Annotated in this window: 23 protein-coding genes and 2 riboswitches; of the genes, 12 read left to right on the plus strand and 11 right to left on the minus strand. The window is 63.1% G+C overall.

The genetic code is table 11. The features are described 5' to 3' along the window. The first annotated feature begins 81 nt into the window (after nt 1-81). Genes AC0J5Z_RS04625 through mnhG form a run of 6 tightly spaced genes read left to right on the plus strand, consistent with a single transcriptional unit; the run spans nt 82 to nt 6,396 of the window. Nucleotides 82-3,099 carry a Na+/H+ antiporter subunit A gene (locus tag AC0J5Z_RS04625; RefSeq protein ID WP_475037743.1) on the plus strand — a complete coding sequence of 1,006 codons (3,018 nt, stop codon included), beginning with the start codon at nt 82-84 and terminating at the stop codon, nt 3,097-3,099. Then, on the plus strand, nt 3,096-3,596 hold the full coding sequence (locus AC0J5Z_RS04630) for a Na(+)/H(+) antiporter subunit C (protein WP_475037745.1): 501 nt from the start codon (nt 3,096-3,098) through the stop codon (nt 3,594-3,596). Before AC0J5Z_RS04625 ends, AC0J5Z_RS04630 begins: the two co-directional genes overlap by 4 nt. Continuing rightward, nucleotides 3,593-5,176: a Na+/H+ antiporter subunit D gene (locus tag AC0J5Z_RS04635; protein WP_475037747.1), complete on the plus strand. Its 1,584-nt coding sequence runs from the start codon at nt 3,593-3,595 to the stop codon at nt 5,174-5,176. Before AC0J5Z_RS04630 ends, AC0J5Z_RS04635 begins: the two co-directional genes overlap by 4 nt. Continuing rightward, nucleotides 5,173-5,739: a Na+/H+ antiporter subunit E gene (locus tag AC0J5Z_RS04640; protein ID WP_475037748.1), complete on the plus strand. Its 567-nt coding sequence runs from the start codon at nt 5,173-5,175 to the stop codon at nt 5,737-5,739. The genes AC0J5Z_RS04635 and AC0J5Z_RS04640 overlap by 4 nt, the downstream gene beginning before the upstream one ends. Continuing rightward, nucleotides 5,736-6,014 carry an MrpF/PhaF family protein gene (locus AC0J5Z_RS04645; RefSeq protein ID WP_475037750.1) on the plus strand — a complete coding sequence of 93 codons (279 nt, stop codon included), beginning with the start codon at nt 5,736-5,738 and terminating at the stop codon, nt 6,012-6,014. The genes AC0J5Z_RS04640 and AC0J5Z_RS04645 overlap by 4 nt, the downstream gene beginning before the upstream one ends. Beyond that, nucleotides 6,004-6,396, plus strand: a complete 393-nt coding sequence (mnhG, locus tag AC0J5Z_RS04650; RefSeq protein WP_475037752.1) for a monovalent cation/H(+) antiporter subunit G — start codon at nt 6,004-6,006, stop codon at nt 6,394-6,396. The genes AC0J5Z_RS04645 and mnhG overlap by 11 nt, the downstream gene beginning before the upstream one ends. 70 nt (nt 6,397-6,466) lie before the next feature. On the opposite strand, the gene AC0J5Z_RS04655 is transcribed toward mnhG, so the two are convergent. Together AC0J5Z_RS04655 and AC0J5Z_RS04660 are read right to left on the minus strand one after the other, a co-directional pair. Then, nucleotides 6,467-6,727: a DUF4235 domain-containing protein gene (locus AC0J5Z_RS04655; protein WP_475037754.1), complete on the minus strand. Its 261-nt coding sequence runs from the start codon at nt 6,725-6,727 to the stop codon at nt 6,467-6,469. 36 nt (nt 6,728-6,763) lie between these two features. Then, nucleotides 6,764-7,453, minus strand: coding sequence for an NUDIX hydrolase (locus AC0J5Z_RS04660; RefSeq protein ID WP_475037756.1), 690 nt, complete (start codon nt 7,451-7,453; stop codon nt 6,764-6,766). A 291-nt stretch (nt 7,454-7,744) separates the two neighbouring features. After that, a riboswitch (TPP riboswitch) is annotated at nt 7,745-7,881 on the plus strand. A gap of 77 nt (nt 7,882-7,958) precedes the next feature. On the opposite strand from AC0J5Z_RS04660, the gene AC0J5Z_RS04665 reads away from it, so the two are divergent. The 3 genes from AC0J5Z_RS04665 to AC0J5Z_RS04675 are packed head-to-tail and all read left to right on the plus strand — an operon-like array spanning nt 7,959 to nt 10,962. Further along, nucleotides 7,959-8,579, plus strand: coding sequence for an ECF transporter S component (locus tag AC0J5Z_RS04665; protein ID WP_475037758.1), 621 nt, complete (start codon nt 7,959-7,961; stop codon nt 8,577-8,579). Further along, entirely contained in the window at nt 8,579-10,171 is a 1,593-nt protein-coding gene (locus tag AC0J5Z_RS04670) for an ABC transporter ATP-binding protein (RefSeq protein ID WP_475037759.1), read from the plus strand. Before AC0J5Z_RS04665 ends, AC0J5Z_RS04670 begins: the two co-directional genes overlap by 1 nt. Next, nucleotides 10,168-10,962: an energy-coupling factor transporter transmembrane component T family protein gene (locus AC0J5Z_RS04675; protein WP_475037760.1), complete on the plus strand. Its 795-nt coding sequence runs from the start codon at nt 10,168-10,170 to the stop codon at nt 10,960-10,962. Before AC0J5Z_RS04670 ends, AC0J5Z_RS04675 begins: the two co-directional genes overlap by 4 nt. Here AC0J5Z_RS04675 and AC0J5Z_RS04680 read toward each other — a convergent pair. Then, complete coding sequence (locus AC0J5Z_RS04680; RefSeq protein ID WP_475037761.1) at nt 10,959-11,558, minus strand: GNAT family N-acetyltransferase; 600 nt, start codon at nt 11,556-11,558, stop codon at nt 10,959-10,961. The two genes, AC0J5Z_RS04675 and AC0J5Z_RS04680, sit on opposite strands and share 4 nt — an antisense overlap. A gap of 60 nt (nt 11,559-11,618) precedes the next feature. Next, on the minus strand, nt 11,619-13,739 hold the full coding sequence (locus tag AC0J5Z_RS04685) for a penicillin acylase family protein (protein WP_475037762.1): 2,121 nt from the start codon (nt 13,737-13,739) through the stop codon (nt 11,619-11,621). 101 nt (nt 13,740-13,840) lie between these two features. Here AC0J5Z_RS04685 and AC0J5Z_RS04690 point away from each other — a divergent pair, with 101 nt between their 5' ends. After that, nucleotides 13,841-14,575: a siderophore-interacting protein gene (locus AC0J5Z_RS04690; protein ID WP_475037763.1), complete on the plus strand. Its 735-nt coding sequence runs from the start codon at nt 13,841-13,843 to the stop codon at nt 14,573-14,575. A 16-nt stretch (nt 14,576-14,591) separates the two neighbouring features. On the opposite strand, the gene AC0J5Z_RS04695 is transcribed toward AC0J5Z_RS04690, so the two are convergent. Next, on the minus strand, nt 14,592-14,942 hold the full coding sequence (locus AC0J5Z_RS04695) for a hypothetical protein (RefSeq protein ID WP_475037764.1): 351 nt from the start codon (nt 14,940-14,942) through the stop codon (nt 14,592-14,594). Nucleotides 14,943-15,067: 125 nt separating this feature from the next. Continuing rightward, the gene (locus AC0J5Z_RS04700) at nt 15,068-16,021 is read right to left on the minus strand and encodes a WXG100 family type VII secretion target (protein ID WP_475037766.1); all 954 of its coding nucleotides are present in this window, start codon (nt 16,019-16,021) and stop codon (nt 15,068-15,070) included. Nucleotides 16,022-16,234: 213 nt separating this feature from the next. Here AC0J5Z_RS04700 and AC0J5Z_RS04705 point away from each other — a divergent pair, with 213 nt between their 5' ends. Beyond that, nucleotides 16,235-17,758, plus strand: a complete 1,524-nt coding sequence (locus AC0J5Z_RS04705; protein WP_475037767.1) for a UDP-N-acetylglucosamine 1-carboxyvinyltransferase — start codon at nt 16,235-16,237, stop codon at nt 17,756-17,758. A gap of 77 nt (nt 17,759-17,835) precedes the next feature. Then, nucleotides 17,836-19,032: a glutamate--cysteine ligase 2 gene (locus AC0J5Z_RS04710; protein WP_475037768.1), complete on the plus strand. Its 1,197-nt coding sequence runs from the start codon at nt 17,836-17,838 to the stop codon at nt 19,030-19,032. Here the strand turns inward: AC0J5Z_RS04710 and AC0J5Z_RS04715 are convergent. The 5 genes from AC0J5Z_RS04715 to AC0J5Z_RS04735 all read right to left on the minus strand — a co-directional run bounded on the left by AC0J5Z_RS04715 (nt 19,019) and on the right by AC0J5Z_RS04735 (nt 23,436). Further along, entirely contained in the window at nt 19,019-19,630 is a 612-nt protein-coding gene (locus AC0J5Z_RS04715) for a hypothetical protein (RefSeq protein ID WP_475037771.1), read from the minus strand. The two genes, AC0J5Z_RS04710 and AC0J5Z_RS04715, sit on opposite strands and share 14 nt — an antisense overlap. Nucleotides 19,631-19,640: 10 nt before the next feature. Continuing rightward, complete coding sequence (locus tag AC0J5Z_RS04720) at nt 19,641-20,849, minus strand: O-succinylhomoserine sulfhydrylase (RefSeq protein ID WP_475037773.1); 1,209 nt, start codon at nt 20,847-20,849, stop codon at nt 19,641-19,643. Next, complete coding sequence (locus tag AC0J5Z_RS04725) at nt 20,850-21,260, minus strand: rhodanese-like domain-containing protein (protein ID WP_159708158.1); 411 nt, start codon at nt 21,258-21,260, stop codon at nt 20,850-20,852. It abuts the gene before it with no gap. Further along, nucleotides 21,257-21,523, minus strand: coding sequence for a DUF1737 domain-containing protein (locus AC0J5Z_RS04730; protein ID WP_475037775.1), 267 nt, complete (start codon nt 21,521-21,523; stop codon nt 21,257-21,259). Before AC0J5Z_RS04730 ends, AC0J5Z_RS04725 begins: the two co-directional genes overlap by 4 nt. 13 nt (nt 21,524-21,536) lie before the next feature. Continuing rightward, nucleotides 21,537-21,648, minus strand: a riboswitch (SAM riboswitch). Between the two features lie 87 nt (nt 21,649-21,735). Continuing rightward, nucleotides 21,736-23,436 (minus strand): SulP family inorganic anion transporter, encoded by a 1,701-nt coding sequence (locus tag AC0J5Z_RS04735; protein WP_475037776.1) that lies wholly within the window; start codon nt 23,434-23,436, stop codon nt 21,736-21,738. Nucleotides 23,437-23,483: the final 47 nt, after the last annotated feature.

Below are 23,483 nucleotides of genomic sequence, written 5' to 3' on the forward strand. Positions count from 1 at the left end.
ATAAACTGGACCCACTGAACCCAACGTATGACCGCCTGCTCCAACTTTTGACAATTCGTTCCTGACTTTGCGGAGATAATAGTGATCACAGTTCTCGCCATCACCTTTGTAGCGGCAACTGTGGCGCCCTTGATCTTCGGCAAGCTTGGCAGGAACGCGTTCTACGCCCTTGCAGCGGTCCCCGCAGGCGCCTTCATTTGGCTGATCTTCCAGTATGGACCCGTATATTCCGGCGGAGGCATGGAAGAGATCCTGCCGTGGATCCCCAGTCTCAAGCTCGAACTCGCCTTCCGCATGGATCCTTTGGCATGGGTCATGTCGCTCCTGATCCTCGGCGTTGGATCCTTGGTGCTGGTTTATTGCGCCAGGTACTTCAAGAACAAGGACGCGGACCTCGGCGGATTCGGTGCCCAACTTCTCGCCTTCGCCGGGGCGATGTTCGGTTTGGTGACCTCCGATGACCTCCTGATGTTGTTCATCTTCTGGGAACTCACCACCATCCTCTCCTACCTGCTCATCGGCTATGCCCGCACCCGTTTGGCGGCACGCCGCTCGGCTCTGCAGGCGCTCATGGTCACCACTGCGGGTGGCCTCGCGATGCTCGTGGGCCTCATCATCCTGGGCCAGGCTGCCGGGACGTACCGGATTTCGGCGATCCTGGACCAAGCCGGTGCGCTCATGACCGGTCCCATGCAGGGAGCGGTGACTGCCGCCGTCGTACTGGTCTTGGCAGGTGCCGTGACCAAATCAGCGCTGGTTCCATTCCACTTCTGGCTGCCGGGCGCAATGGCCGCCCCCACCCCCGTGAGCGCGTATCTTCACGCTGCCGCGATGGTCAAAGCCGGCATCTACATCGTGGCGCGCTTGGCGCCGGGCTTTTCCGAGTCGGAGTTTTGGCTCCCCGTGGTTCTGGGGCTGGGCTTGGCCACCATGCTCGTTGGTGGGTACCGGGCCCTTCGCCAGACTGATATCAAACTGATCCTTGCCTACGGCACGGTGAGCCAACTGGGCTTCCTCACCATGGTGGTGGGTTTGGGGCGGCCGGATGCTGCCCTGGCGGGGCTCGGGCTGCTGTTGGCCCACGGCCTGTTCAAAGCGGCGCTGTTCTTGGTGGTGGGCATCATCGACCACCAATCCGGGACACGCGATATCCGCAAACTATCCGGTGTCTTCCGGTCTTCGCGGGCGCTCGGCGTGGTGGCCGGTATTGCCGCGGCCTCCATGGCCGGTCTGCCGCCGTTGGCGGGCTTCGTTGCCAAAGAGTCGGTCTTCGAGGCTTTCGTCCACTACGGTACCGGCGACGATGCGCCAGTTTGGGGCATCTGGATTCTGGTGGGCTTGGTGATCGGCTCCATCCTCACTTTCGCGTACAGCGCCCGATTCATGTGGGGCGCCTTTGCCGTCAAGCCCGGCGTGGAAGCTACCCCGTTCAAACCGATCAAACCCGCGTTCCTGGCAGCACCCGCCATCCTCAGCTTGCTCACTATCCTTTACGGATTGTGGCCAGCACCCGTGGACACATGGATCCAGCCCTACGCGGCGCTGTTCGCTGACAGCCCGGACGCCGTCGACGCCGGACACCTGGCTTTGTGGCACGGCCTCACCCCTGCCTTGGGGCTGACAGCGATAACTTTCGCAGCTGGTGCCGCGATGTTTTATGGACGCAACCTCGTCTCCCGAGCCCAGGGCCTGGTCCCGGACTGGGTGGACGGCGACCGCGCCTACCAGCACACCATCGGCGCTTTGGACGACGTTGCAGTCTGGGTCACCGGCCGCACGCAGCGTGGTTCGCTGTACTTCTACCTCGCGGTGATCCTCACGGTTGCTTTCGCGGTGCCGCTGACGGCTTTGATTGTGGCGAACAAGCCCCTGCCGGACGGCATCTACTTCATCGACCCGAATTCCCCGCTGCAGATGGTGGCTGGGGCTGGCATCGTTGTGGGTGCGCTGGCCGCCGTTCGCGCCAATAAGCGTTTCCTTGCCGTGCTCATGGTGTCCGTCACGGGCTACGGCATCGCGCTGATGTTTGCCTTGCAAGGGGCTCCGGATCTGGCCCTGACCCAGATGCTCGTGGAAACCATCGTGCTGGTGGCCTTCGTGCTGGCCATGCGCAGCCTGCCCGCCGAACTGAGGGACAGGACCGGCGGCAGGCTCCGGGTGATCCGCGTGATCATTGGCGCAGCCTTTGGTATCACCATGATCTTCGTGGCCATCTACGCCATGGGAGCCCGTGTGGCCACTCCCATCTCCCTCGATTTCCCGCGCTTGGCCTATGAAGGCGGCGGGGGATTGAACGTGGTCAATGTGACCCTGGTGGATATACGCGCTTGGGATACGTTCGGCGAGATTTCCGTGTTGGCGATTGCTGCCACCGGTGTTGCCAGCCTGATCTTTGTCCGCAGCCGTGGCGACCGAATCAAGACAGCCGAGACCGTGCCGGAAGGCAGCGTTGGGCGCCGCACCGGGGTCGACCGCGATTCACGCGACGGGGCCACGCTGGCTGTCGCCAAGAAGTTCACCGACGTCACCCGGGACGCGTGGCTGGTGGCCGGACGTACGCTGGCACCGGAACGACGCTCGATCATCTTCGAAGTGGTGACCAGGCTGATCTTCCACTCGATGATCGTCTTCTCCATCTACCTCCTCCTCGCTGGACACAACCTGCCTGGCGGCGGTTTCGCGGGAGGCCTCACCGCAGGCCTTGCTTTGACCATCCGCTACCTGGCAGGCGGTCGGTTTGAGTTGAGCGAGGCAGCGACCATAAGCGCCGGCACGCTTTTGGGGACAGGACTTGCGACGGCGGCAGCCTCCGGTTTAGTTCCGCTCTTCCTCGGCGGACAGGTATTCCAGAGCGCGATCATCGAGTTCTGGCTGCCCGTCTTCGGCGACGTCAAATTCGTAACGTCCACGATCTTCGACATCGGCGTTTACATCGTGGTGGTGGGTCTGGCGCTCGATGTCCTCCGCAGCCTCGGCGCCGAAATCGACGAGCATTTCGAAGGTAAAGGCGCGCCACTGGCAGAGGAGGACGCTGCTGAGCATCCTGAGCTTGCCCACGAAGCCGCTGAATCCGCTGCGCTCGGGAAAGGTAACGCATGAGCATCAACCTGACCCTGCTTATAGTCATGGGCGTGCTGTACGCCTGCGGCATCTACTTGATCCTGGAACGCAGCCTGACCCGCGTGCTCTTGGGTTTGATGCTGTTGGCCAATGCCACCAACATCCTGATCCTGAGCACGGGAGGGTACGCCGGCCTTGCACCGCTGTTTGACAAGGAAACGAACCCGGAGACGTACAACGATCCCCTGCCCCAGGCGCTGATCCTGACGTCGATCGTCATTTCGTTTGCTGTGACTGCCTTCATGCTGGGCATCATTTACCGCACGTGGGTCCTGGCTCGTCAGGACGAGATTCAGGATGACCTGGAAGACGTGCGGGTGGCCAAGACTCCGAGCTTCGATGCCGAGGACGACGCTATTGTCCCGCTGGAAACCTCCGAGTTCGCCATCACCCCGGCCAAGCCTGCAGATCGCGACAAACCGGACGCCACAGAGACCCCCAACACGGCAACAACCCAGGAAGGAGGCAGCGCGTGAATCTCGCGAACCTGTCGCCGCTAGCTGTCCTCCTACCAATTCTGGGTGCTGCCCTGGCGTTCCTTCTGATCCGGTACCACAGCGCCCAGCGGGTGGTAAGCATTGGCATCCTCAGTGCAACGTTGTTGCTCGAATGCCTGCTCCTGATCTCTGTATGGGATGGCGGCACTACATCGGTCACGCTGGGCGGCTGGCTGCCGCCGTGGGGCGTTGTCCTGGTAGTGGACCAGTTCTCATCGCTCATGCTGGTGGTTTCCACCGTGGTGAGCCTCGCGGTGCTGATCTACGCCACGGGGCAGGGCATGGCCGATGGCGACCAGGAAGCACCCGTTTCGATCTTCCACCCCACGTATCTGATTCTGGTGGCGGGCGTGTCCAATGCGTTCCTCACCGGTGACCTCTTCAACCTCTACGTCGGCTTCGAGATCCTGCTGACGGCTAGTTACGTCCTCATGACCCTGGGCGGAACGGGGCCGCGTATCCGTGCGGGTGTGACCTACGTTGTGGTTTCCGTGGTGTCGTCCGTACTGTTCCTCATCGCCATCGCCATGATCTACGGAGCCACGGGAACCATCACCATGGCGGATCTGGCAATCAAGCTGGCCGAACTGGATCAAGGCACGCAGAACCTCCTGCACGTGATGCTGTTGGTGGCGTTCGGGATCAAGGCAGCCGTCTTCCCCTTGTCCTTCTGGCTTCCCGACTCTTATCCAACTGCTCCCGCTCCAGTGACTGCCGTATTCGCCGGGTTGCTAACCAAAGTGGGCGTCTACGCGATGGTCCGCACGGAAACGCTCTTATTCCCAGGGGACACCCTGAACGTCCCACTGATGGTGGTGGCGCTACTGACCATGATTGTCGGAATTCTGGGTGCCTTAGCCCAGAGCGACATCAAACGTCTCCTGTCCTTCACTTTGGTGAGCCACATCGGCTACATGGTGTTTGGCCTCGCGATGAGCTCCGTGGCCGGGCTGGGCGCCGCGGTCTTCTACGTTGCCCACCACATCACGGTGCAGACCAGCTTGTTCTTGGTCACTGGTCTTATAGAGCGCCGCGGTGGCAGCTCGTCCATTGATCGCTTGGGCGGCCTGGCGAAGCTCTCACCGCTGCTGGCATTGCTGTTCTTTGTTCCAGCGATGAACCTGGCAGGCATTCCACCGTTCTCCGGCTTCCTTGGAAAGCTGGGGTTGTTGCAGGCCGGTGTAGAGCTGGGAACGCCGCTGGTTATTGTGCTGGTGGTTGGAGGCGTGGTCACCAGCCTGCTCACCTTGCTGGCAATCGCCCGCGTTTGGAACAGGGCGTTCTGGCGTAAGCCCGAGGACGCTGAGTACCCGGACCCCGCGCTTCTAGCCTCTGGAAACGTGGGGGTACTGCCGCGGACCATGGTGGGGTCGACGGCGGGTCTGGTGGCGTTCGGCGTGGCACTGACCGTCTTCGCAGGTCCTTTGTTCAAGGTTGCCGACGGCTCCGCAGGAATCATGTTGGACCGTTCGGCCTATATCCATTCGGTCCTGGGCGACTCCGTCCAAGTGCCGCCGGTTGCACAAACAGATGAAGTGCAGACGGGTGATGCCAGATGAGCCGCAAAGCTATTTCGTTCCGCACAGAACTGCCGTTGCTCATCTGGTTGGTGATCGTCTGGGGTGCGTTGTGGCGGGACTTCAGCCCGGGCAACTTGCTGTTCGGCGCCCTGATTGCCGTACTGGTAGCCAAGTTCTTTTACCTTCCGCCGGTGGAACTCAGCGGCAGGTTCAACATTCTGCGCGCTATTCCCTTCGCCCTGATGTTCCTCGCCAAAGTGGTGGCAGCGAGCTTCCTGGTGCTGTACCTGGCAGTGGTCAAGGGACCCCAGGTCCGCAGCGCCGTCGTCGCCGTTCCCTTGCGGAGCCATTCAGACTTGATGGTGACGGCCACCGGCCACGTCATCTCGCTGATCCCGGGCTCGTTGGTGGTGGAAGTGGACCGCTCAACGTCCACGCTGTACCTGCACGCGCTCAATATCTACGAAGAAGCGGACATCGACAAGATTCGCGAGGAAACCCAAGTCATCGAGGCGCGATTGATCCGCATCATGGGCACGCGCGAAGAAGTCGCAGCCCTCAATGCCGAACAGCGCCCGGGAATGGAAGGGGCAACGCTATGAAGGAGTTCGTTCTCGTGGCCACAGCTGTGATCCTTAGCCTGGCCGCGGCAGGGGCAATTGTCCGCATCGCGATTGGCCCGTCCTTGTTGGACAGGGTTCTGGCATCGGACGTCTTGTTGGCAATCCTGGGTGCCGCCCTGGCAATCGACATGGCAATGAACAAGCACCTAAACAACCTGGTGTTGTTGGTGGCTCTGGCGGTGATCGGGTTTATTGGCTCGGTGACCGTTGCCCGGTTCGTGGCCGAACGGAGGGAACAGAGCAATGAGTCCTGATGCCACAGGCGTGGATGCCGTGATCGACACTGTCACTGCAGTGTTCCTGGTGGTGGGCGCGCTGATGTCGCTCGGCGCGGCCATTGGCTTGTTGAGATTTCCGGACCTCATGAGCCGCATGCACGCAGCCACCAAACCGCAGGTCCTGGGGTTGTTCCTTATGCTTGCCGCGATTGGCTTGCAGATGCGGACATGGTGGGTGTGGCCCGTTCTGCTGGTGGCGTGGATTTTCCAGCTTCTCACTGCACCCGTCTCTGCCCACATGGTGGGGCGCTCCGCCTACCGCACCAAGCACGGGCACCGCGAAAAGCTCACCAAGGATGAACTCGAGGCGGTTGTTCAGCGGGCGGCCGCGGGGCAAGAGCCCGGGAGCGACCGCTAGCAATAGATGCTGCAACGAACGCCGGGGTCACCCTGTGGGCGACCCCGGCGTTGTGTTGTTTGGCGGGCGCCTAGACGATGTCGTGGGTCTTGGCGAAGCGCGCGATGGCACGCTGGGTGCCCCGGCTCGCCAGGACCTGAATGAGCGTGCTGACAAACGCTGAGATCAGCGCGAAGGTCAGTGCCGAACGCAGGCTGGTTTCCATGTCGTCATTGCCCAAGGGCGGCTTGTTGCCGGTGGCCTTTTCCCACCCTTTATTGACGATTTTGGTGCCTACAAATCCTGCCCCGAGGCTTACTCCGGCACCTATCAGCTTGAAGAAGAGGTTCATGCCCCAAGCCTAACTGGAAAGGTCCAGCCCACACTGTTACCGGCGGCTTTCCCGCTCCTTGAGGAACGCCGCCATGGAACCAACCGGTGCAAGCACCGGGACGACAGGGTGTTGGGCCGACCAGACAGCGTCCACGGTACCGAACCCTGCGATTTCCTTGAGCAGGTAATACGTGGGCGGCATCAGTTTCAGGGTGCCGGCGGCTTCTGCTGCCAGAACTCCCTCCACCGGCATCCACAGCGATTGCCAGGCCTCCGTGGTCTGGTGCCGGGGTTCAGCCTCGGGGGACGGCTTGGCAACGTAAAAGTAGGTGTCGAAGCGCTTGGGCATGTCCGTCGGGGTGATCCAGTTGGCCCACGGACGGAGGTGGGAGGCATCAATGCTGAGCCCGGCCTCTTCCTGAACCTCGCGGATGGCTGCAGTGAGTACCGTCCCGGCGTTCTTCGCTGCTTCGCCCGGGTCCATGCCGATGGAGCTCTGATTCCAGTCCTCCGCGTGGCGTTGAAGCAGCTCTGCCGGGTAGTCCCAGCCGGACGCGTCCGCCGCATCCACCCGACCACCGGGAAAGACCACCATTCCAGCGGCGAAGTCCATGGTGTCTACCCTGTGCTGGACAAAGGCTTCGAGTCCGCCCGAGGCGTCACGGAGCAGGATGACGCTTGCGGCAAGGCGTGGTTGGGGCACCTCGGAGGAAAGGGGGAGGTCTTGCTGGGGAAGGTCAGTCATATAGGAGCCTCTTCGCCGCGGTGGATTCTGCTGGTCTATTCTCTCAGGTCCGTTGTGGGGCCTGGTGTGCGTGCCGAAACGGGGGATGAGGGCGCGGAGCGGGCCCCGCAACGGACCCTCTCGTGTTGTGGGGCCTGGTGTGCGTGCCAAAACCGGGGATGAGCGCGCAGAGCGGGCCCCGCAACGCGCGTCCCGGACTGGTGACATGGCCGATTGTGACCGCATGCCGGCAACAGGCCAACACCCGCCACAGACTCAGGTGTAAACTGAACCAGCCCATCAGGGCAGATTTGATAACGACAGGGGAGCGCCGCCGTCGGACCTTGCAGAGATGCAAGAGACGCGAGGGCGCTGAGAGTGCGGACAGCCGCAGACCCTCGAACCTGATCCGGTTAGTACCGGCGCAAGGGAGTCGAGCTTCTCAGAGTGTCCGGATGCGGGCGGCGCAAGCCGAAACCGGGATCCGGGGAGCACTTTCCCCTCCTGTAACCTCAGGAGGCAGAAAATGACCACGGTAAACGTGAAGAAGACCAGTTATAACTGGCGTGTTGTAGACATCGTTGTGGCGGCTTTGATCGCCATCGCAGGCGGCGTGATCTTCTGGGCATGGTCCCAGGGCGCCGCACTGGTATCCATCCCCATGAACGCGACGTACCCGCCGCTCACCGGCCTTATTGCCGGCGGCTGGATGATCCCCGCGGTTCTGGGCATGCTCATTATCCGTAAGCCCGGTGCGGCCTTGTTCTGCGAGACCGTCGCCGCAACCGGTGAGCTCATCATGGGTTCGCAGTACGGCACCACCGTTCTCATCTCCGGCGTCCTGCAGGGCCTGGGCGCGGAACTCATCTTCGCTGCGTTCCGATACAAGAAGTTCAACCTGCCCACCGCCCTCCTCGCCGGCGCGGGCGCAGGTCTCTTCTGCGGCCTGAACGACTCCTTCCTGCCTTGGGGCTGGAACATCGCCTACGAAGCCGTGGACAAGTTGGCGTACATCGCCTTCACCACAATTTCCGGTGCGATCATTGCGGGCGCCCTGTCCTGGATTGCCACACGCGGCCTGGCCAAGACGGGCGTGCTGAGCTCATTCGCGTCCCGCAAGGCCGCTTCGGAGCCAGTCTTCAGCTGATGTCCGCCAAGCAAAGCGGCACGGTGAGGCCGGCCGCCATCTCCGCCGAGGGTTGGGGATGGCGGCATGCCGGCCGCTCCCAGCCTGCCATCCGAGGCCTGGACCTTCGGATCGAACCGGGGGAGCGGGTGCTGTTGCTGGGTCCTTCGGGGGCGGGCAAGTCCACGCTCCTGCATGCCCTCGCCGGTGTGCTGGGCGATGAGGAAGACGACTCGGACGAGTCCGGTTCACTGCTTATCGACGGCGTTGCGCCCCGCGAGCAGCGGGGACGCGCCGGACTGATGCAGCAGGATCCGGAAACCCAGGTGGTCCTCTCCCGGGTAGGTGACGATGTTGCGTTCGGGGCGGAGAACCTGGCTGTGCCGCGAGACGAGATTTGGTCTCGCGTCCATGAAGCGCTCGACGACGTCGGGTTGCGTTCCGCTGTTGGCGGCGGTTTGCCACTGGATCACCCGACGGCGGCACTCTCCGGCGGTCAAAAGCAACGACTTGCGCTTGCGGGCATTTTGGCGATGCGCCCAGGCCTGATCCTGCTGGACGAGCCGACGGCCAACCTGGATCCGGCGGGCGTGCTGGAGGTCCGTGATGCTGTTGGGCGATGCCTGGACAAGACCGGCGCCACGCTGGTTGTTGTGGAACACCGGGTGTCCGTGTGGAAAGACCTGGTGGACAGGATTGTGGTCCTGCAGCCAGGGTCGGCCGCAGGATCCAGCACGGCCGCAGGGACCGGGAATGCTGCCGGTGGCGTACTCTTGGACGGCCCTCCCGACCAGGTCCTTTCCGAGGCCCGCACCCTGCTGATCTCGGCTGGCGTCTGGGTGCCGGGGTACGTTCCGGCAACCCGCTCCCGCCATAAAGAACCAGACGCCGCGCAGCTTCTCCTCGCAGCCCAGGACCTTGCTGTTTCCCGCTTAAAGCCACGGCGCAAAGGCTTCAAGACCATCCCGCCCGTTCCGGTGCAAACGGACATCAGTGCGCAGGTCAGGGCAGGCCAAGCCCTGACCATTACGGGTCCCAATGGTGCCGGAAAGTCCACGTTCGCGCTCACGTTGGCAGGCCTTTTGGCGCCTGTGGACGGCAAAGTGAGTGCCGCCGTCGAACTTTCCGAGGGTGCGGGCATTGATCCGTTCAAGTGGAAAGCTGATCAGCTGATTTCCCGCATCGGGACGGTGTTCCAGGAGCCGGAACATCAGTTCGTCACGGGCAAGGTCCTGGATGAGTTGATGTTTGGTCCGAAGCATCTGGGCCACGGCGAGGAGCGCGTGGACGAGTTGCTGGAACGGTTGCGGCTCACACATCTCGTCGACGCCAATCCTTATACGCTGTCCGGCGGGGAAAAGCGCCGGCTCTCGGTGGCCACGGTGCTGGCCGCGCACCCCAAAGTCCTTGTGCTCGACGAGCCCACCTTCGGCCAGGACGCGAATACCTGGGCCGAGCTGGCGTCGTTCCTTTCCGAGTTGCTGGACGCCGGAACCGCGGTGGTCTCTGTGACCCACGATCAGGAATTCAGCGCTGTACTCGGCGGAACCGAACTACGGCTCGGCCCGATAACCGAAGGCAGAGCAACGTATCAGGAAGCGGGTGCAGCGTGAGGGATGCACTGAACATCCGCGGCAACCACGCCCTGCTGACTCGCGCCAACCCTTTGGCGAAGTTCATGGCGGTCTTCCTGATTTCCGTGGTGCTGGCCTTGTCCATCGACTGGGTGTCTGCGTCGACGGCGCTGCTTGCGGAACTGGTTCTCTTCCCGCTTGCCGGCCTCACCATCAGGCTTTTGTGGCAGCGGGCCTGGCCCCTGATCATTGCGGCAGCGATCGGCGGCTGGAGCACCGCAATAGTGGCGGCGGACAGCGGCGCTGTACTGCTCGACGTCGGACTCTGGTCCGTCAGTGAAGGTTCCCTTGAGCTGGGGCTGGGTTTCATGCTGCGCGGTTTGGCGATCGCGTTGCCGGCGATCCTGCTGATGACATGCACGGATCCCACGGATCTGGCCGATGCGCTGGCGCAGAAGGCCAAGCTGCCGCACCGCTTTGTCCTCGGATCCCTGGCTGCGATGAGGCTTGTAGGGCTCATGGCGGAGGAGTGGCAGACCATTGGTATGGCCCGCCGTGCACGCGGTGTTGGTTCCCAAGGCAGCCCCTTCCAGCGGTTGAAGGCCACGCTCGGCCAGAGTTTCGGTTTGTTGGTTCAGGCGGTTCGGAGGGCATCCCGGCTGGCAGTGACCATGGAAGCGCGCGGCTTCGGCGGCGGGCAACGGACGTGGGCACGCGAATCCACGTACTCACTGCTGGACGTGGGGGTGGTCCTTGGCGGATTGGTCATCGCGGCCGGTGCGGTGCTGGCGGCCGTGGGTGCGGGAACTTGGAGTTTCGTCTGGCGCTAGCGGGTCTGTTGCTCCTGGATCTCATCAAAGCCCGCCCTCGTCAGGAACCCTAGCTGGGCCTCCTTCTCCGCCAGCTGAATGATGGGTCCCAGCTCGAAGCACGTGGCTTCCAGACGGCGTAGGGCCTTGGCGTTGCGGGAGTCCGGCTCAACCACGATCCGGTCCTTGCCCGGCAGGGTGAACATGTACTTGATCAGGGACGTGCCCAGCCGCGGTGTGAAGTGCGGAATGGGCCGCGTGGCCGGGGCCAGCAACAGATGCATGCCAATGTCCTCCTCGCGGGCGGGGTAAGCCTCGCCGACGGGGTCGTGCAGCGGCTCGTACGTCTGGAAGAGGGCCAACGGCTCCCCGTCAAGGGTGGCCAAAAACGCGTGGTGGGTGTCCAAGGAGTCAAGGAACTCGTAGATCCCCAGGACTTCTTCGCGGGAGTTCTCGGTCATTCCCCAAAACTTCGCACGGGGCTGGGTAACCCATTCGAAGATGAGGTCGATGTCCTCGCTGGGAACCAACGGAACAATGCGTAGCGCACCCCATCCTTCGAGGTCTTCGGAGTAGACGGTGGTGCGGACGGAGAAGTCCTGGGTGATGGTGGTCATGGCTTCCTTCGGGCTGCGGGTCGAGGCTGATGTCGGGACTGATGCGGGAACGGGAATGAGTCAGGGCGTGTCGTTGGTCAGAAGTGACCAGTCAGTGACGACCGGGGCGAGTTCCCCGGCTGTCCAGAGCGGGAGTTGGTCGGCGAAGTGCTGGTGACCGGGCACGCCGGAGGCACCGAATGGCACGATCCAGCGGCTGTTACGCCGATCGGCCAAGTCCCAGACATAACGTGCTACGGGCCCACGGAAGCTTCGGTCATCAACGCCAGGAAGGCTTTCGGTGCAGAGGACGCATCCGGTATCCCCGCTGAGGTCGGCAGTAGGTGCGGCTGACGCGAGGGCGCCGGGGAGGACATGAACGGCAAGGAGTTGGTGCCGGTCACCCCAGGCAGCGCCGTTGAGCATGGACTCTTCCAACGCAACGTCCTCAAGCGCTGCGGCAGCTTCCACTCCAACGCTGATGCCAAGCTCGGAGCCACGAACCAGCAGAGTCTCAAGGGCAAAACCGATGCGCGACGCCACCGACAGCCACGGCCCGAATAACGGCGAGTAGCCTGTGGGCTCATTCAAGGCCTCAAGCGCCGAATGCCGTGCCAGGCGCTGGACCAGCGCACCACGCCAGGCGGCGAATACGGCAGCGTGCTGGCTGCTGGCCTCCATCAGGCCATCCCAGTTCAACAAGAGGACCCGCAAATCCTTCGCCTCCCTGGAGAGATCCCGGACGTCCAGGCCGGAGAGCATTGACCGGAACATCGGCCACGGACCCAACAAAGTGTCAGTGTGGATGGCCTGCATGTCGTCCACGGACAAGGGACTTGAAAAGTGCTCCAGCAATTCCCGGATGCGCAGGGCACGGTGCGCCGGCGCGAACTCCATGGCCACGGCATCGCCGCCTCCCGCCGCGCGGTCATTCGCGCTCACGGCAAACCGCTGGACCTCGGTGCGAGGCAGGACTACGTACTGTCCCTCCCACTCATGGCGGGCGGAGAAAGCCGGAGCGGGCAAGCGCCGGTTGGCCGGATTCCGCTGCGGGACAAGCCCGGCAATGAAATGCCGCACGGCCCCGGAATCGTCCGCGGCCACTACGCTGTTGACGGGCTCCACCCAAGCATCGAACGCGGCTTCTACGTGGGAGACGGTCCGGCTCCGCAGCAGCGGTAGGAGGGCCTCGAAACCAAGCCGCCCCTCAACCCTGGCCGGAAAGCGCAGACTTAGGGCGCCGCCGTCGGGCGTTTCAGAGATAACCGGACCGCGCGCAGTCTCAATGATCTCAACGGAGACCACCTCGCCACCGCGGACGCGGATGGTTTCGGTGCTGACGACGACAGGTTCCCAGCCTTCCGTTCCCCGCGCCTCGATGCGTTCGCCGGCGAAATCGGTGACCCGGCGCAGTTCCTCCTCGAAGAGATCCTGGTAGTCGGCCATCGCGTTGGTGATGGCCCACGCGGTCTGGCCGGTATGGGCGAAGTGCGGGAGGCCCGGGACGCCCGGAAAGGCGAAGCCGATCGCGTCAAATTCGGGGCAGGCGAGCCGCACTTGCTGGTAGACACCGGGCAGTTCCATGAGGCGGTGGGGGTCACCGGCAATAAGCGGCAGGCCACTGGCCGTCGTCGAACCGTGGGCGGCCCAGGCATTGCTACCGGACCAGACGGGCGCTTCGATGCTGAACAAGCTCACGGCGTCGTCGCCGAGCGTCCGCGCGACGTGTGCCCGGAAAAGCTTGTTGGGGAACGTGGAGAAGAGGATGTGGTGCACAAGGAAGACGCCGAGCGGGGTCCAAGGATTCCACGGCTCCGGGTTGCTGCCGGATTCATCGAACTCGGGGCCACCGCGGAATCCGTCCGCCAGTGCATGGTTGACGCCGGCCACGTACTGTTCGCACCAGCGCCGGGTGTCGACGTCGAGGTTTTCGAAGCAGCGGCGCGCTGTATCGTCCAGCCGGGCTTGCCGGGCGAATCGGTCCCAGACCACCACATCGGGACCCAACACTTCGGCCGTGCGCCCTTCGGAACGCCACCGTTCCAGCTCGATCTGCCATGAGCGGTCTGTGGCCGCGTTCATGCCTTGGAGGAAGGCGAGTTCGTCGGCGGAGTCGGCCCATAAGTGCGGGATTCCCCATGAATCACGGTAGCTTCCGGGGCCGCCTGCCGGGGCGGAATTGTGCGTCGGGGCAGGCGTCATATTCTCAGGCCGCTTTCGAGCTTAGGTTAGGCTTACTTAAGCTCAAGATAAATGGCTTTGGCCCGGTTCACAAATCGTGGCCGTTCGTGAAGGAGTGTTGCTTGAAGCGCAATTGGGAAGGCGTCGTCCTCAAAGTGATGGGCGCCAAGGACTTCACCCTGGAGGTCACAGGGCAGGAGGAGATCACCCCGGACTTCCTCCGCGTCCACGTTCGCGACGGCGGACTCCTGGAGCGCAGCGGCCTCCACCCCACCATGTGGATCCGGCTCTGGTTCAACGATTCCGGCAAGGCCCACCAGCGCGCGTACACCTTGGTTGATGCAGATCCTTCAGGGGGAACTTTCAGCATGGACTTCGCGATGCACAGCGGCGTTGCCGCGGATTGGGCCCGCTCTGCGCGGCCCGGTGACACCATCGATGCCACCGTTCAAGGCAGTTCCTTCACATTCCCGCAGCCCGCTCCGCGCCGGATCTGGGTGGTGGGCGATCCCGCGTCCATCCCGGCCATCAATTCTTTGCTGGACGAGCGGCAGCTTACTGCTGCGGGGGCGGCTCCCGTGACCGCCTGGCTTGAATACCAGCACGACGCCGACCCCTCGCTTGAGGTGCGGACGTCCGAGTTCGACGTCGTCACCTGGATTCCGCGCAAAGGCGACGGTGCCGCTTTGGTGGAGGAAGTCTGCGGTGCGCTCACGGCGGACACTGTCTCCGTGGGCGAGGACTTCTTCTGGATCGCGTGCGAAGCATCAAGTACCCGGGTAATCGTGAAGCACCTGAAAAAAGTACTGGGTGTGGACAAGCATCGGATTGATGCGCTGGGGTACTGGCGGGTCTAGCCTCTTGGCGGGCGGGTTACTCGCGCCAGTTGAGGAAGCCCTTCTGCCCCTCCGGCGGAGTGAGCACCACGTCGCGGCCGAACTTCTTCCTGGCATCAGCCCCGGAGAAGGCGTCAGGGACAATGCGGACCGCTTTAGTCACCTTGCCGTCTTTCAGGAAGACGAAGAGCGCTGGAGAAGCGGTGTAGCGGCTTTCTTTGGTAAGAGGCTCGCCAAAGGCTTCCTCTATGTCCTTGGCCGGGGTTCCCGACGTGACAAAACCTGCCTGGTCCCAGTCGAAGTCCGTGGCGTCGGCCAGCTTGAGTACCGTGCCGTTCGTGGCCGACTCCAAGACCTGATTGTTGAGGTGATCGTTCGTTTCGGGCATGACGGATCCTCCGAGGGAACAGGCGGCCAAGGCGCAGGACAGAACAAAAGTGAGCAGACCGGCAATAGTGACGCGCCGCGCTGCAGTCTTAGGGCGGCGTCGTAGATTTTTGATGCAAGGAAGACTCACGACGTAGTCCTGGACTCGTCGTTGAACTCCGGGTCCTCGCCAGGGGCGGGCTCGGCATTGCCGGCGTCGCCCGTCTGGTCAGCGGGGATCTGGTTGGACGGGTGCGGCAACAGGTCCGGTCCCACCACCACGGTGTCTCCATTATTGACGGCGTCCTCGATCAAATCTGCAAGCTCCTCAGCGCTGGCGTCCGGATTGGCGACGGCCACGTTGCGTCCAACTTCATTGTTGTACAGATCCATGGCCTCGCGGGGAGCCGGGTTTCCGGGGAGCTGCTCGTGGGCGGTGGCGTAATCCTCTGCCCAGTCCGCGCCGAACTCCTTCACCATGAGGGCGTTCCAGTACGCGTGGCGGAAAGCGTCGTTCTGGTCGTCGTTGCGATCTTGGCTGGGGAAGCGCTCATCGGCAGCACTGAAGGCGTCGTCGTGAATGCCCTTGAAGGCGTTCAGCTCAAAAGGACCGAGGCCATTCAGCAGTTCCGCTTCCTTCTCTGTAACTACCTTCTGGTCCACCACGAATCGCAGTGGATCCCAGTCGCCGGGCCAGTTAGTGGTCTCAGCGTCGCTGACTTGGTACTGGTCCAGGATCTCCTGGGGTGTGGGCTGGGCAGGGTCCGTGGCGGTCGCAGCCTTTGTTGAGGCGATACCCGGGTTGCCGGAGCTGGCAGAGCTGCCGCCGGCACCCTCAGTGGATGCGCTGGACTGCTCGTCGGCATTGGTGAGCACGGACTTGGACGCTTCTTCTATCCCCCGCGAGGTCCTTTCAAGCAGCGGCCGCAGGTGGCCCTGCCAATCGGAAGCGAAGCGCTTGGCATCCTGGCCCTGCCAAGAGCCGCCCTGGGCGATCAAGGAGTCAAGCTCCCTGGCGCGGGTAGTCAGCAATGATGCCCCGCTGGCAAGGGCTTTCGAGAGTGCTTTGAGCTGATCGACATCGGCGCCGTAGAAAGGCATATTTCCCCCTGAGCTTTCCCGTAACATCGTTCGCTATCCGTCCATGAGGCACAATGGGGAGTTCTGCCCTTGAAGAAGCTGAGGGAAAGCGTTCGCCCGTGGTGAGCCGCCAGCGTCACGCTTTATATCGCACAGGACGGGTATCGTGTGATGTTTGCCGCTGAATACGCATTTTGCTCTTCCCTTCTAGCTCATTTGTGATATTTTTTGGGTATGACGCAACCTACCGCCGAAAATGTAGGCCTCCTGCTCCGCGACGCCCGTGGCGAAAAAGGCTGGACGCAGGGGCAGCTGGCTACTGAGCTTGGAACCAGCCAGAGCGCAATCGCCCGGATGGAACAAGGCAAACAGAATCTCAGCCTCCGGATGATCGAACGCCTCGAAGCCATTTTCGGGCGCTCCATTGTCAAAGTGGGCAAGCCGCAGATGACCCACCTCCGTGTGGAGGGTGGCCGGACTCTCTCCGGCGAAGTGGACGTCAACAGCAGTAAGAATGCCGGCGTCGCCCTCTTGTGTGCGAGCTTGATCAACCGCGGAACCACCACCCTGCGTCGCCTGGCGCGGATCGAGGAAGTCAACAGGATCGTCGAGGTCTTGACGTCCATCGGAGTGGAATGCACGTGGCTCAACGGAAGCGACCTCCGTCTCCGCCGCCCCGAGGTCCTGGATCTGGAGTCCATGGATGTGGACGCCGCCCGGCGTACCCGCAGCGTCATCATGCTGCTTGGTCCGCTCCTGGATGAAACCAATGAATACCTGCTGCCCTACGCAGGTGGCTGCGACCTCGGAACGCGCACGGTGGAACCGCACATGCAGGCTCTTCGCCAGTTCGGACTTGATGTCGAGGCGAAGTCCGGCTTCTACTCCGTGAATGCACCTCCCGCCGATGAACTCCACCGCTCCTTCGTTCTGACCGAACGCGGCGACACCGTCACTGAGAACGCCATCATGGCCGCAGCTCATCGTGCAGGCAGCACCATCATCCGCAATGCCAGCCCCAACTACATGGTCCAGGACCTCTGCTTCTACCTGCAGGGCCTGGGCGTGGACATTGAGGGTGTAGGAACAACCACGTTGAAGATCACCGGACGCTCCGCCATCGACGTGGATATTGAGTACTTCCCGTCCGAGGATCCCATCGAGGCAATGAGCCTCATTACCGCGGGCATCGTGACCAACTCCGAGGTCACTATTCGCCGCGTCCCTATCGAGTTCATGGAAATTGAACTCGCCACCTTGGAGCAGATGGGCCAGAACCTTGAGGTGTCCGGCGAGTACATGGCACGCAACGGCCGTACCCGGCTGGTGGACGTAACCACCAAGCCATCCGAGCTCCGTGCACCGCAGGACAAGATCCACCCGATGCCGTTCCCGGGCCTGAACATTGACAATCTGCCGTTCTTTGCAGTGATTGCGGGCAATGCCGAAGGCCAGACCATGATCCACGACTGGGTCTACGAGAACCGCGCCATCTACTTGACGGAGCTCAACAAGCTGGGCGCCCAGGTGCAGCTTTTGGATCCCCACCGGATCTACATCAACGGCCCCACCAAGTGGCGTGCCGCGGAGATCGGCTGCCCACCGGCCCTGCGCCCCGCAGCCTGCCTGCTTTTGGCAATGTTGGCTGCCCGGGGAACCTCCGAACTTCGCAATATCTACGTGATCGAGCGCGGTTATGAGGACCTCGCCGAGCGTTTGAACACCATCGGCGCGAAGATCGAGTACTTCCAGGACTAGGTCCTGCTGCGGGTGCGGAACGTCGCGGACAGAGCCTCAGCCCTGTCGTCACCCGCCCCCGTGACGCAGAATGGAGCATGCGGACTTTCGGGGTTGAGGAAGAGCTGCTCATCGTCGATCCTGTGACGGGCGAGCCCTTGGCCCTCGCGGACGCGCTGCTGGCAGGACTCGATGAGACCACAACCGCCAGCAGCCTCAGCCATGAACTCAAGCTGGAGCAGATCGAAACCCAGACCCGCCCGTGCCACAGCTACGGCGAGCTCCTGCAGCAGATTCGGCGCGGCCGTGCCATGGCCAACGAAGCCGCCCGGCTGCACGGTGCACGGGTTGCTGCGATCGCCACCTCTCCACTGGCCTCGAACACCCACACCACTCCGGACCCCCGCTACGCGGTGATGCTGGATCGCTTCGGCATCATCGCCACGGAGCAGTTGACGTGCGGCTTCCATGTGCACACGTCGGTGGAGTCACCCGAGGAAGGTGTGGTGGTGCTGGACCATATCCGCGACAAACTCGCTGTGCTCACGGCACTCACCGCCAACTCGCCCTACTGGCGCGGGCTTCCCACGGGTTTCGACAGCTACCGCACTCAGGCGTGGAACCGCTGGCCGACATCCGGGCCTTCGGCCGTTTTCGGCTCGCTCACGGCTTACCGACGCATGGTGAAGCGACTCCTTGAAACCGGCGTGATCCTGGATGAGGGCATGATCTACTTCGACGCCCGCATCTCCAGGAACCACCCCACCGTGGAGGTCCGTGTGGCCGATGTTTGCCTGCGCGCCGAGGACGCGGCCCTTATTGCAGTGTTGGTTCGGGCTTTGGTGGAGACGGCTTCCCTGGAAATGCTCGACGGCGTTGAACCCACCGCAGTGCCCACGGCACTCCTGCGGATGGCGAGCTGGCAGGCCAGCAATTCAGGGCTCCGCGGAGATCTCCTGGACTTTGGTGATTTTCTTCCGCAGCCAGCGGCGGACGTTGTGTGGGCGCTTGTTGATTATGTCAGCCCGGTCTTGGACGACCAAGGCGAGTTGGAGCTCGTTAAAGCAGGGATCTCGGACTTACTGGATCGGGGCAATGGCGCCCACGAGCAACGGGAAGCCGCAGTGCGTTACAACAAACGACAGCGCGACGGGCAAACCCAGCCGGGAAGTCCGCCCACCAACGAAGCCTTGGCCGCCGTCGTCGGGCATGCTGCGAAAGTGACGGTGCGCGGCGCTGCTGGCGACGCGCATAAGGAGCCTGCGCCTATGCTGACCCGGGTCAGGAGGCCGTAGGGTCCGGCTCCTCCCACGCAATCAGGTAAGCGCCAGCGAGGCCCTCAACCAGGTAGAAAAAGAGCGGTGGGATGTCCTTCCTGGTCACCAGGATGGCTCCGTAAATGGGCGCGCTGGCCGCGGCAGTCACACCGATCCACCGCTTGGTGGGCAAGGTAAGCAGGCTCCCGCCGAGCGCAGCCAACGCCACAACGTGCAGCCCGGAATACGCCAGGAACGGCGCGCTGGATCCGCGGCGGTAGGCGAAACCCTCAATATCGGAAGCCCGCCGGGCGAGGCTGGAGACGAACAGCGGGGCGCCGGCAAGCAGCGCCGCCGCAGCGGCGTAGGCCAATTTCTTCGCCTTCCGGCGCGAAGTGCCCAAGTCCGGAACAGCACGGGCGAACGCAGCGAAGCCCACGGGCACTGCGACGGTCCCTGCGGCGGCAATGTGCTGGCCTGTGACCCAGCCGCGCTGGCCGGCCACCAGCATGCGGAGGCGCTCGGCGTCGTCGGGGGTGATGTAAACCCGCGAAACCGGTGAGATGCCGACGAACCACACCACCGTGCCGGCAACGATGACCGCTCCGGCACGGCGATAGGGGTGGTTCCCGCTCATGGCAGCAAGGTTAGACCTGTTTGAGCGCCTTCTCCAGATCCAGGATGAGGTCGTCCACGTCTTCAAGACCCACAGACAAACGGACTACACCGTCGCTGAGCCCGATCGCCGCCCGACCCTCAGGACCCATGGCCCGGTGGGTGGTGGTTGCGGGGTGAGTGATGAGGGACTTGGAGTCGCCCAGGTTGTTGGAGATGTCGACGACGCGCAGCCCATCGAGCAGCGCGAACGCGGACTCTTTAGCAGAACGTCCCGCAGAGGGGAGCAGCTCGAACGTCAGCACGGTACCGCCGGCCTTCATCTGCTTCGCGGCGAGCTCGTACTGCGGGTGGGACTTCAGCAGCGGGTACTTGACCCAGCTGATGGCGGGCTGCCGCTCAAGCCACTCTGCGATCTTCAAGGCAGACGCGGAGCTGTGGTTCACGCGCAGCCCGATGGTCTCCAAACCCTTGGTCAGCACCCAAGCGTTGAACGCGGACAGCGAAGGGCCGGTGTGCCGCATGAGCTGCTTGACGGGACCGTCGATGAATTCCTTGGTGCCCAGGATTGCACCGCCAAGGACGCGTCCCTGACCATCGATGTGCTTGGTGCCGGAGTACACGATCACGTCCGCACCCAACTCACCGCAGCGTTGCAACAGGGGAGTGGCAAAGACATTGTCGACGACGACAGTTGCCCCGGCGGCGTGCGCCAGTTCGCTGACGGCAGCGATATCGACGATCTCCTGCATCGGGTTGGACGGAGACTCGAAGAACACCGCAGTGGTGGGTTCCGACAGGGCTTCACGCCACTGTTCCAGGTCAGGTCCGTCCACGAAGACCGTCTCGACGCCCCAGCGCGGCAGGATCTCATTGAGGATCACGAAGCATGAGCCGAACAGCGAGCGGGCAGCAACCACGCGGTCACCGGCAGCCAGCAGGGCACCCAATGCGGTGAACACCGCGGACATGCCGGACGCCGTCGCAAAGCATGCCTCGGTTCCTTCAAGCAGGCGGAGCCGCTCCTGGAACGTTGCCACGGAGGGGTTGCCGTAGCGGGAGTAGACGAAGCGTTCATCCTCACCGGTGAAGGCGCGTTCAGCTGCAGCAGCGGATTCGTAAACGAAGCCGGAGTTCAGGAAAACGGGCTCGGACGTTTCCTGGAAATTGGTACGGGCAAGGCCTCCGCGGACGGCCTGGGTGTCCGGGCTCCAGCCAGCGGCGTCGGGATTGAAAGTCACTTACTCGGTCCCCAGGTTCGTCGGAAGGCCACGGTTTTTCCAGCCATTTACGGTGCGCTCGCCGTAGCGGTCCGGTTCGCCTTCGAAACCTTCCAGGACGTTGTAGGCAGTGAATCCAGCCTGCGTTGCCGCAATGGCGGCCGAGATGGAGCGTTGGCCGGAACGGCAGATAAAGACGAGCTCCACGGCGTCGTCCTCGGGTGCCTGTTGCTGCAGGTCCTCGATGAAGCGGGAGTTGGGGATGCCGCCGGCGAGGTTCCACTGGATGAACAGGGGATCGTTCTCGGTAGCTTTGGTATCGGGGATGCCGATGTGGGCCCATTCGCCCTCGGTACGGACATCCACCAGGATGGCGCCCTCTTCAAGCTTGGCCCACGCGTCCTGCGGGGTCAGGTCACCTGCATAGCTCATGCGTGGCCCTCGAATGCTTCTTCGTCGTCGTAGTTCTCCAGCTGGTCAACTGCATTGGCGACGGCGGCATCAGCGTTGGCGATCGCAGCGGGTAGCACGATTGCTTGGGCAACGATGACGTCCGTGCCGTTGAAGGTGGCTGCCGGGCTGCCATGGAGCACATAGCCCTCGGCGAGTGAATTGTGGATGCGCTCGCAGAAATCACGGTTGTCCGGGCCTGTAATCAGCCGGTAGGAGAGTTTTTCTTCAGTGGGTTCAGACATTGCTGGTGCTCCTCAGTCACGCTTGCAGTTCGAATTGTCGATACGCCGAGTAGTCACCTGAGGCACCCCGCCGGAGAGAGGGTTGCCGACCAGCAAGTCAGGGCTTTGCGCTGGTACTCATTACTCAAGAAAAACGTAACATCCACGGGCGTCGGGCTGCACTTGCAGGTGGTTTCGTCGTCGTCATGTTGCGTAATCGGCGGCTGCTTCAGCTAGTGGTTCCTCAGCGCGCGAACTGCGGCGCCGACGGTGGGGAAGAAGTGGTCGGGCGTAAATCGGGCTGCCGTTCCGAGGCGGATCAGCTTGTCCTTAACCGGCCCTTTGAGCTCGGCGAACACCAGATCGACGCCGTGACGGGCCAGCCATTCATCCAGCGTGACGAGGTCGTCCAAGGCCGTGGTGTCGATCCCGGTGATCGGCTCGGCCGCGAGGATGACGTGGGTAACGGGGTCTTCGGCCTCGTCCGGGGCCTCGTCAAATTGTTCCCGAACGAAGCTGGCCAGAACCTGCCCATTGCCGAAGAATAATGGCGCATCGAAGCGGAGGATCAGAAGTCCCGGGATTCGTTCGCCTTCAGGGTGGCGGGCGAGATCGTGGTAGCCGGGCCGCCCATCCTGCGAGCCGAGTTCGGTGCGGTAGGGGTCCCACGCCCGGCGAACGAAGTCCAGAAGAGCCAGGATGATGGCCACCACGATTCCCTGGAGGACACCCACCGTGAGGACGCCCAGGAAAGCTGCGAGCATCACCACGGACTCGCTACGGCTCAGTCCCAGAAGACGCCGGACCCCAGCCGGATCCGCGAGGGCAATCGCCGCGGCGATCACGACGGCGGCCAAGGTGGCGGACGGCAGGTACTCGGTCACACCGGGAGCCAGCAGCATGAAGGCCAGCACCAGCACTGAACCCACCACGCCGGTCATCTGGGATTTTGCGCCGGCATCCACGGCTACCGGGGTCCTTGAGGTGCTGCCGGAGATCGGGAATCCCCCCAGTAGGCCGGTGGCAGCGTTGGCCGCCCCAAGCGCTGCCATTTCCCTGTTCCCGGAAACCTTCTTTCCTTCTTTGGCCGCCAGTGTTTGGGACAACACGCCCGTGTCCGCGAAGGCCATGAGGGCGATGCCAGCAGCTGCGGGAAGCAGAGCGAGGGCGTCCGCCCAGCCAATACCGCCGAGCGCGGGCATCGGGAGGCCCTGCGGCAGGACTCCGGTGACCTTCACGTCGTCGCTAAGGCTCCAAACGGCCGTTGCAACGCATGAACCGACCACCGCCAGCAGGACGCCGGGCACTTTCCATTTCAAAAGTCGCGGGATCCAGATGAGGGCCAGCGAACCTATGCCCAGCAGCAGCGCAGGGAGATTAACGCCCCCGGTGAGCACCCCGGTGGTGACCTTCGCGAGCTTTTGCCAGATGTCGCCGTCGGCCTCTATCCCCAGGAACGCCGGCAGTTGCGACAGGGCCACCAGCAACGCAATTCCGTTCAGGTACCCGAGCCGGATGGGCTTGGACAGTAGGCCGGTGATGGCTCCCAGTTTCAGGGCGGAACCCGCCAGCATGAGTGCGCCGATGAGAATCGCCAGCAACCCGGCCAATGCCACAGACTTTTCGCTGCTGCCCGCTGCCAGCGGCACAATAGCGGCAGCGATCATGGGGGCAAGGGCTGAGTCGGGTCCCAGGACCAGGATTCGGGAAGGCCCCACGACGGCGTACACCAGCAACGGGACCACCGTTGCGTAGAGCCCGGTGACAGGAGGAAGGCCAGCCGCCTGCGCATAGGCCATGCCGGCAGGCACCAGCAGGGCGAACAGCGCAGCACCCGCCACGACATCGTGCCGGAGCCATTCGCGCTTGTATCCTTTGAGCGCCCAGACGCCCGACAACTGGTTCTTGGCGGAAGAACGGGTGGGTGAACTCATACAGCGATCATTCCCGACCCATGGAGTTTGCGGAACAAGGCCACCGC

The sequence above is a fragment of the Paenarthrobacter sp. TRD_SC_7 genome, from assembly GCF_056156245.1.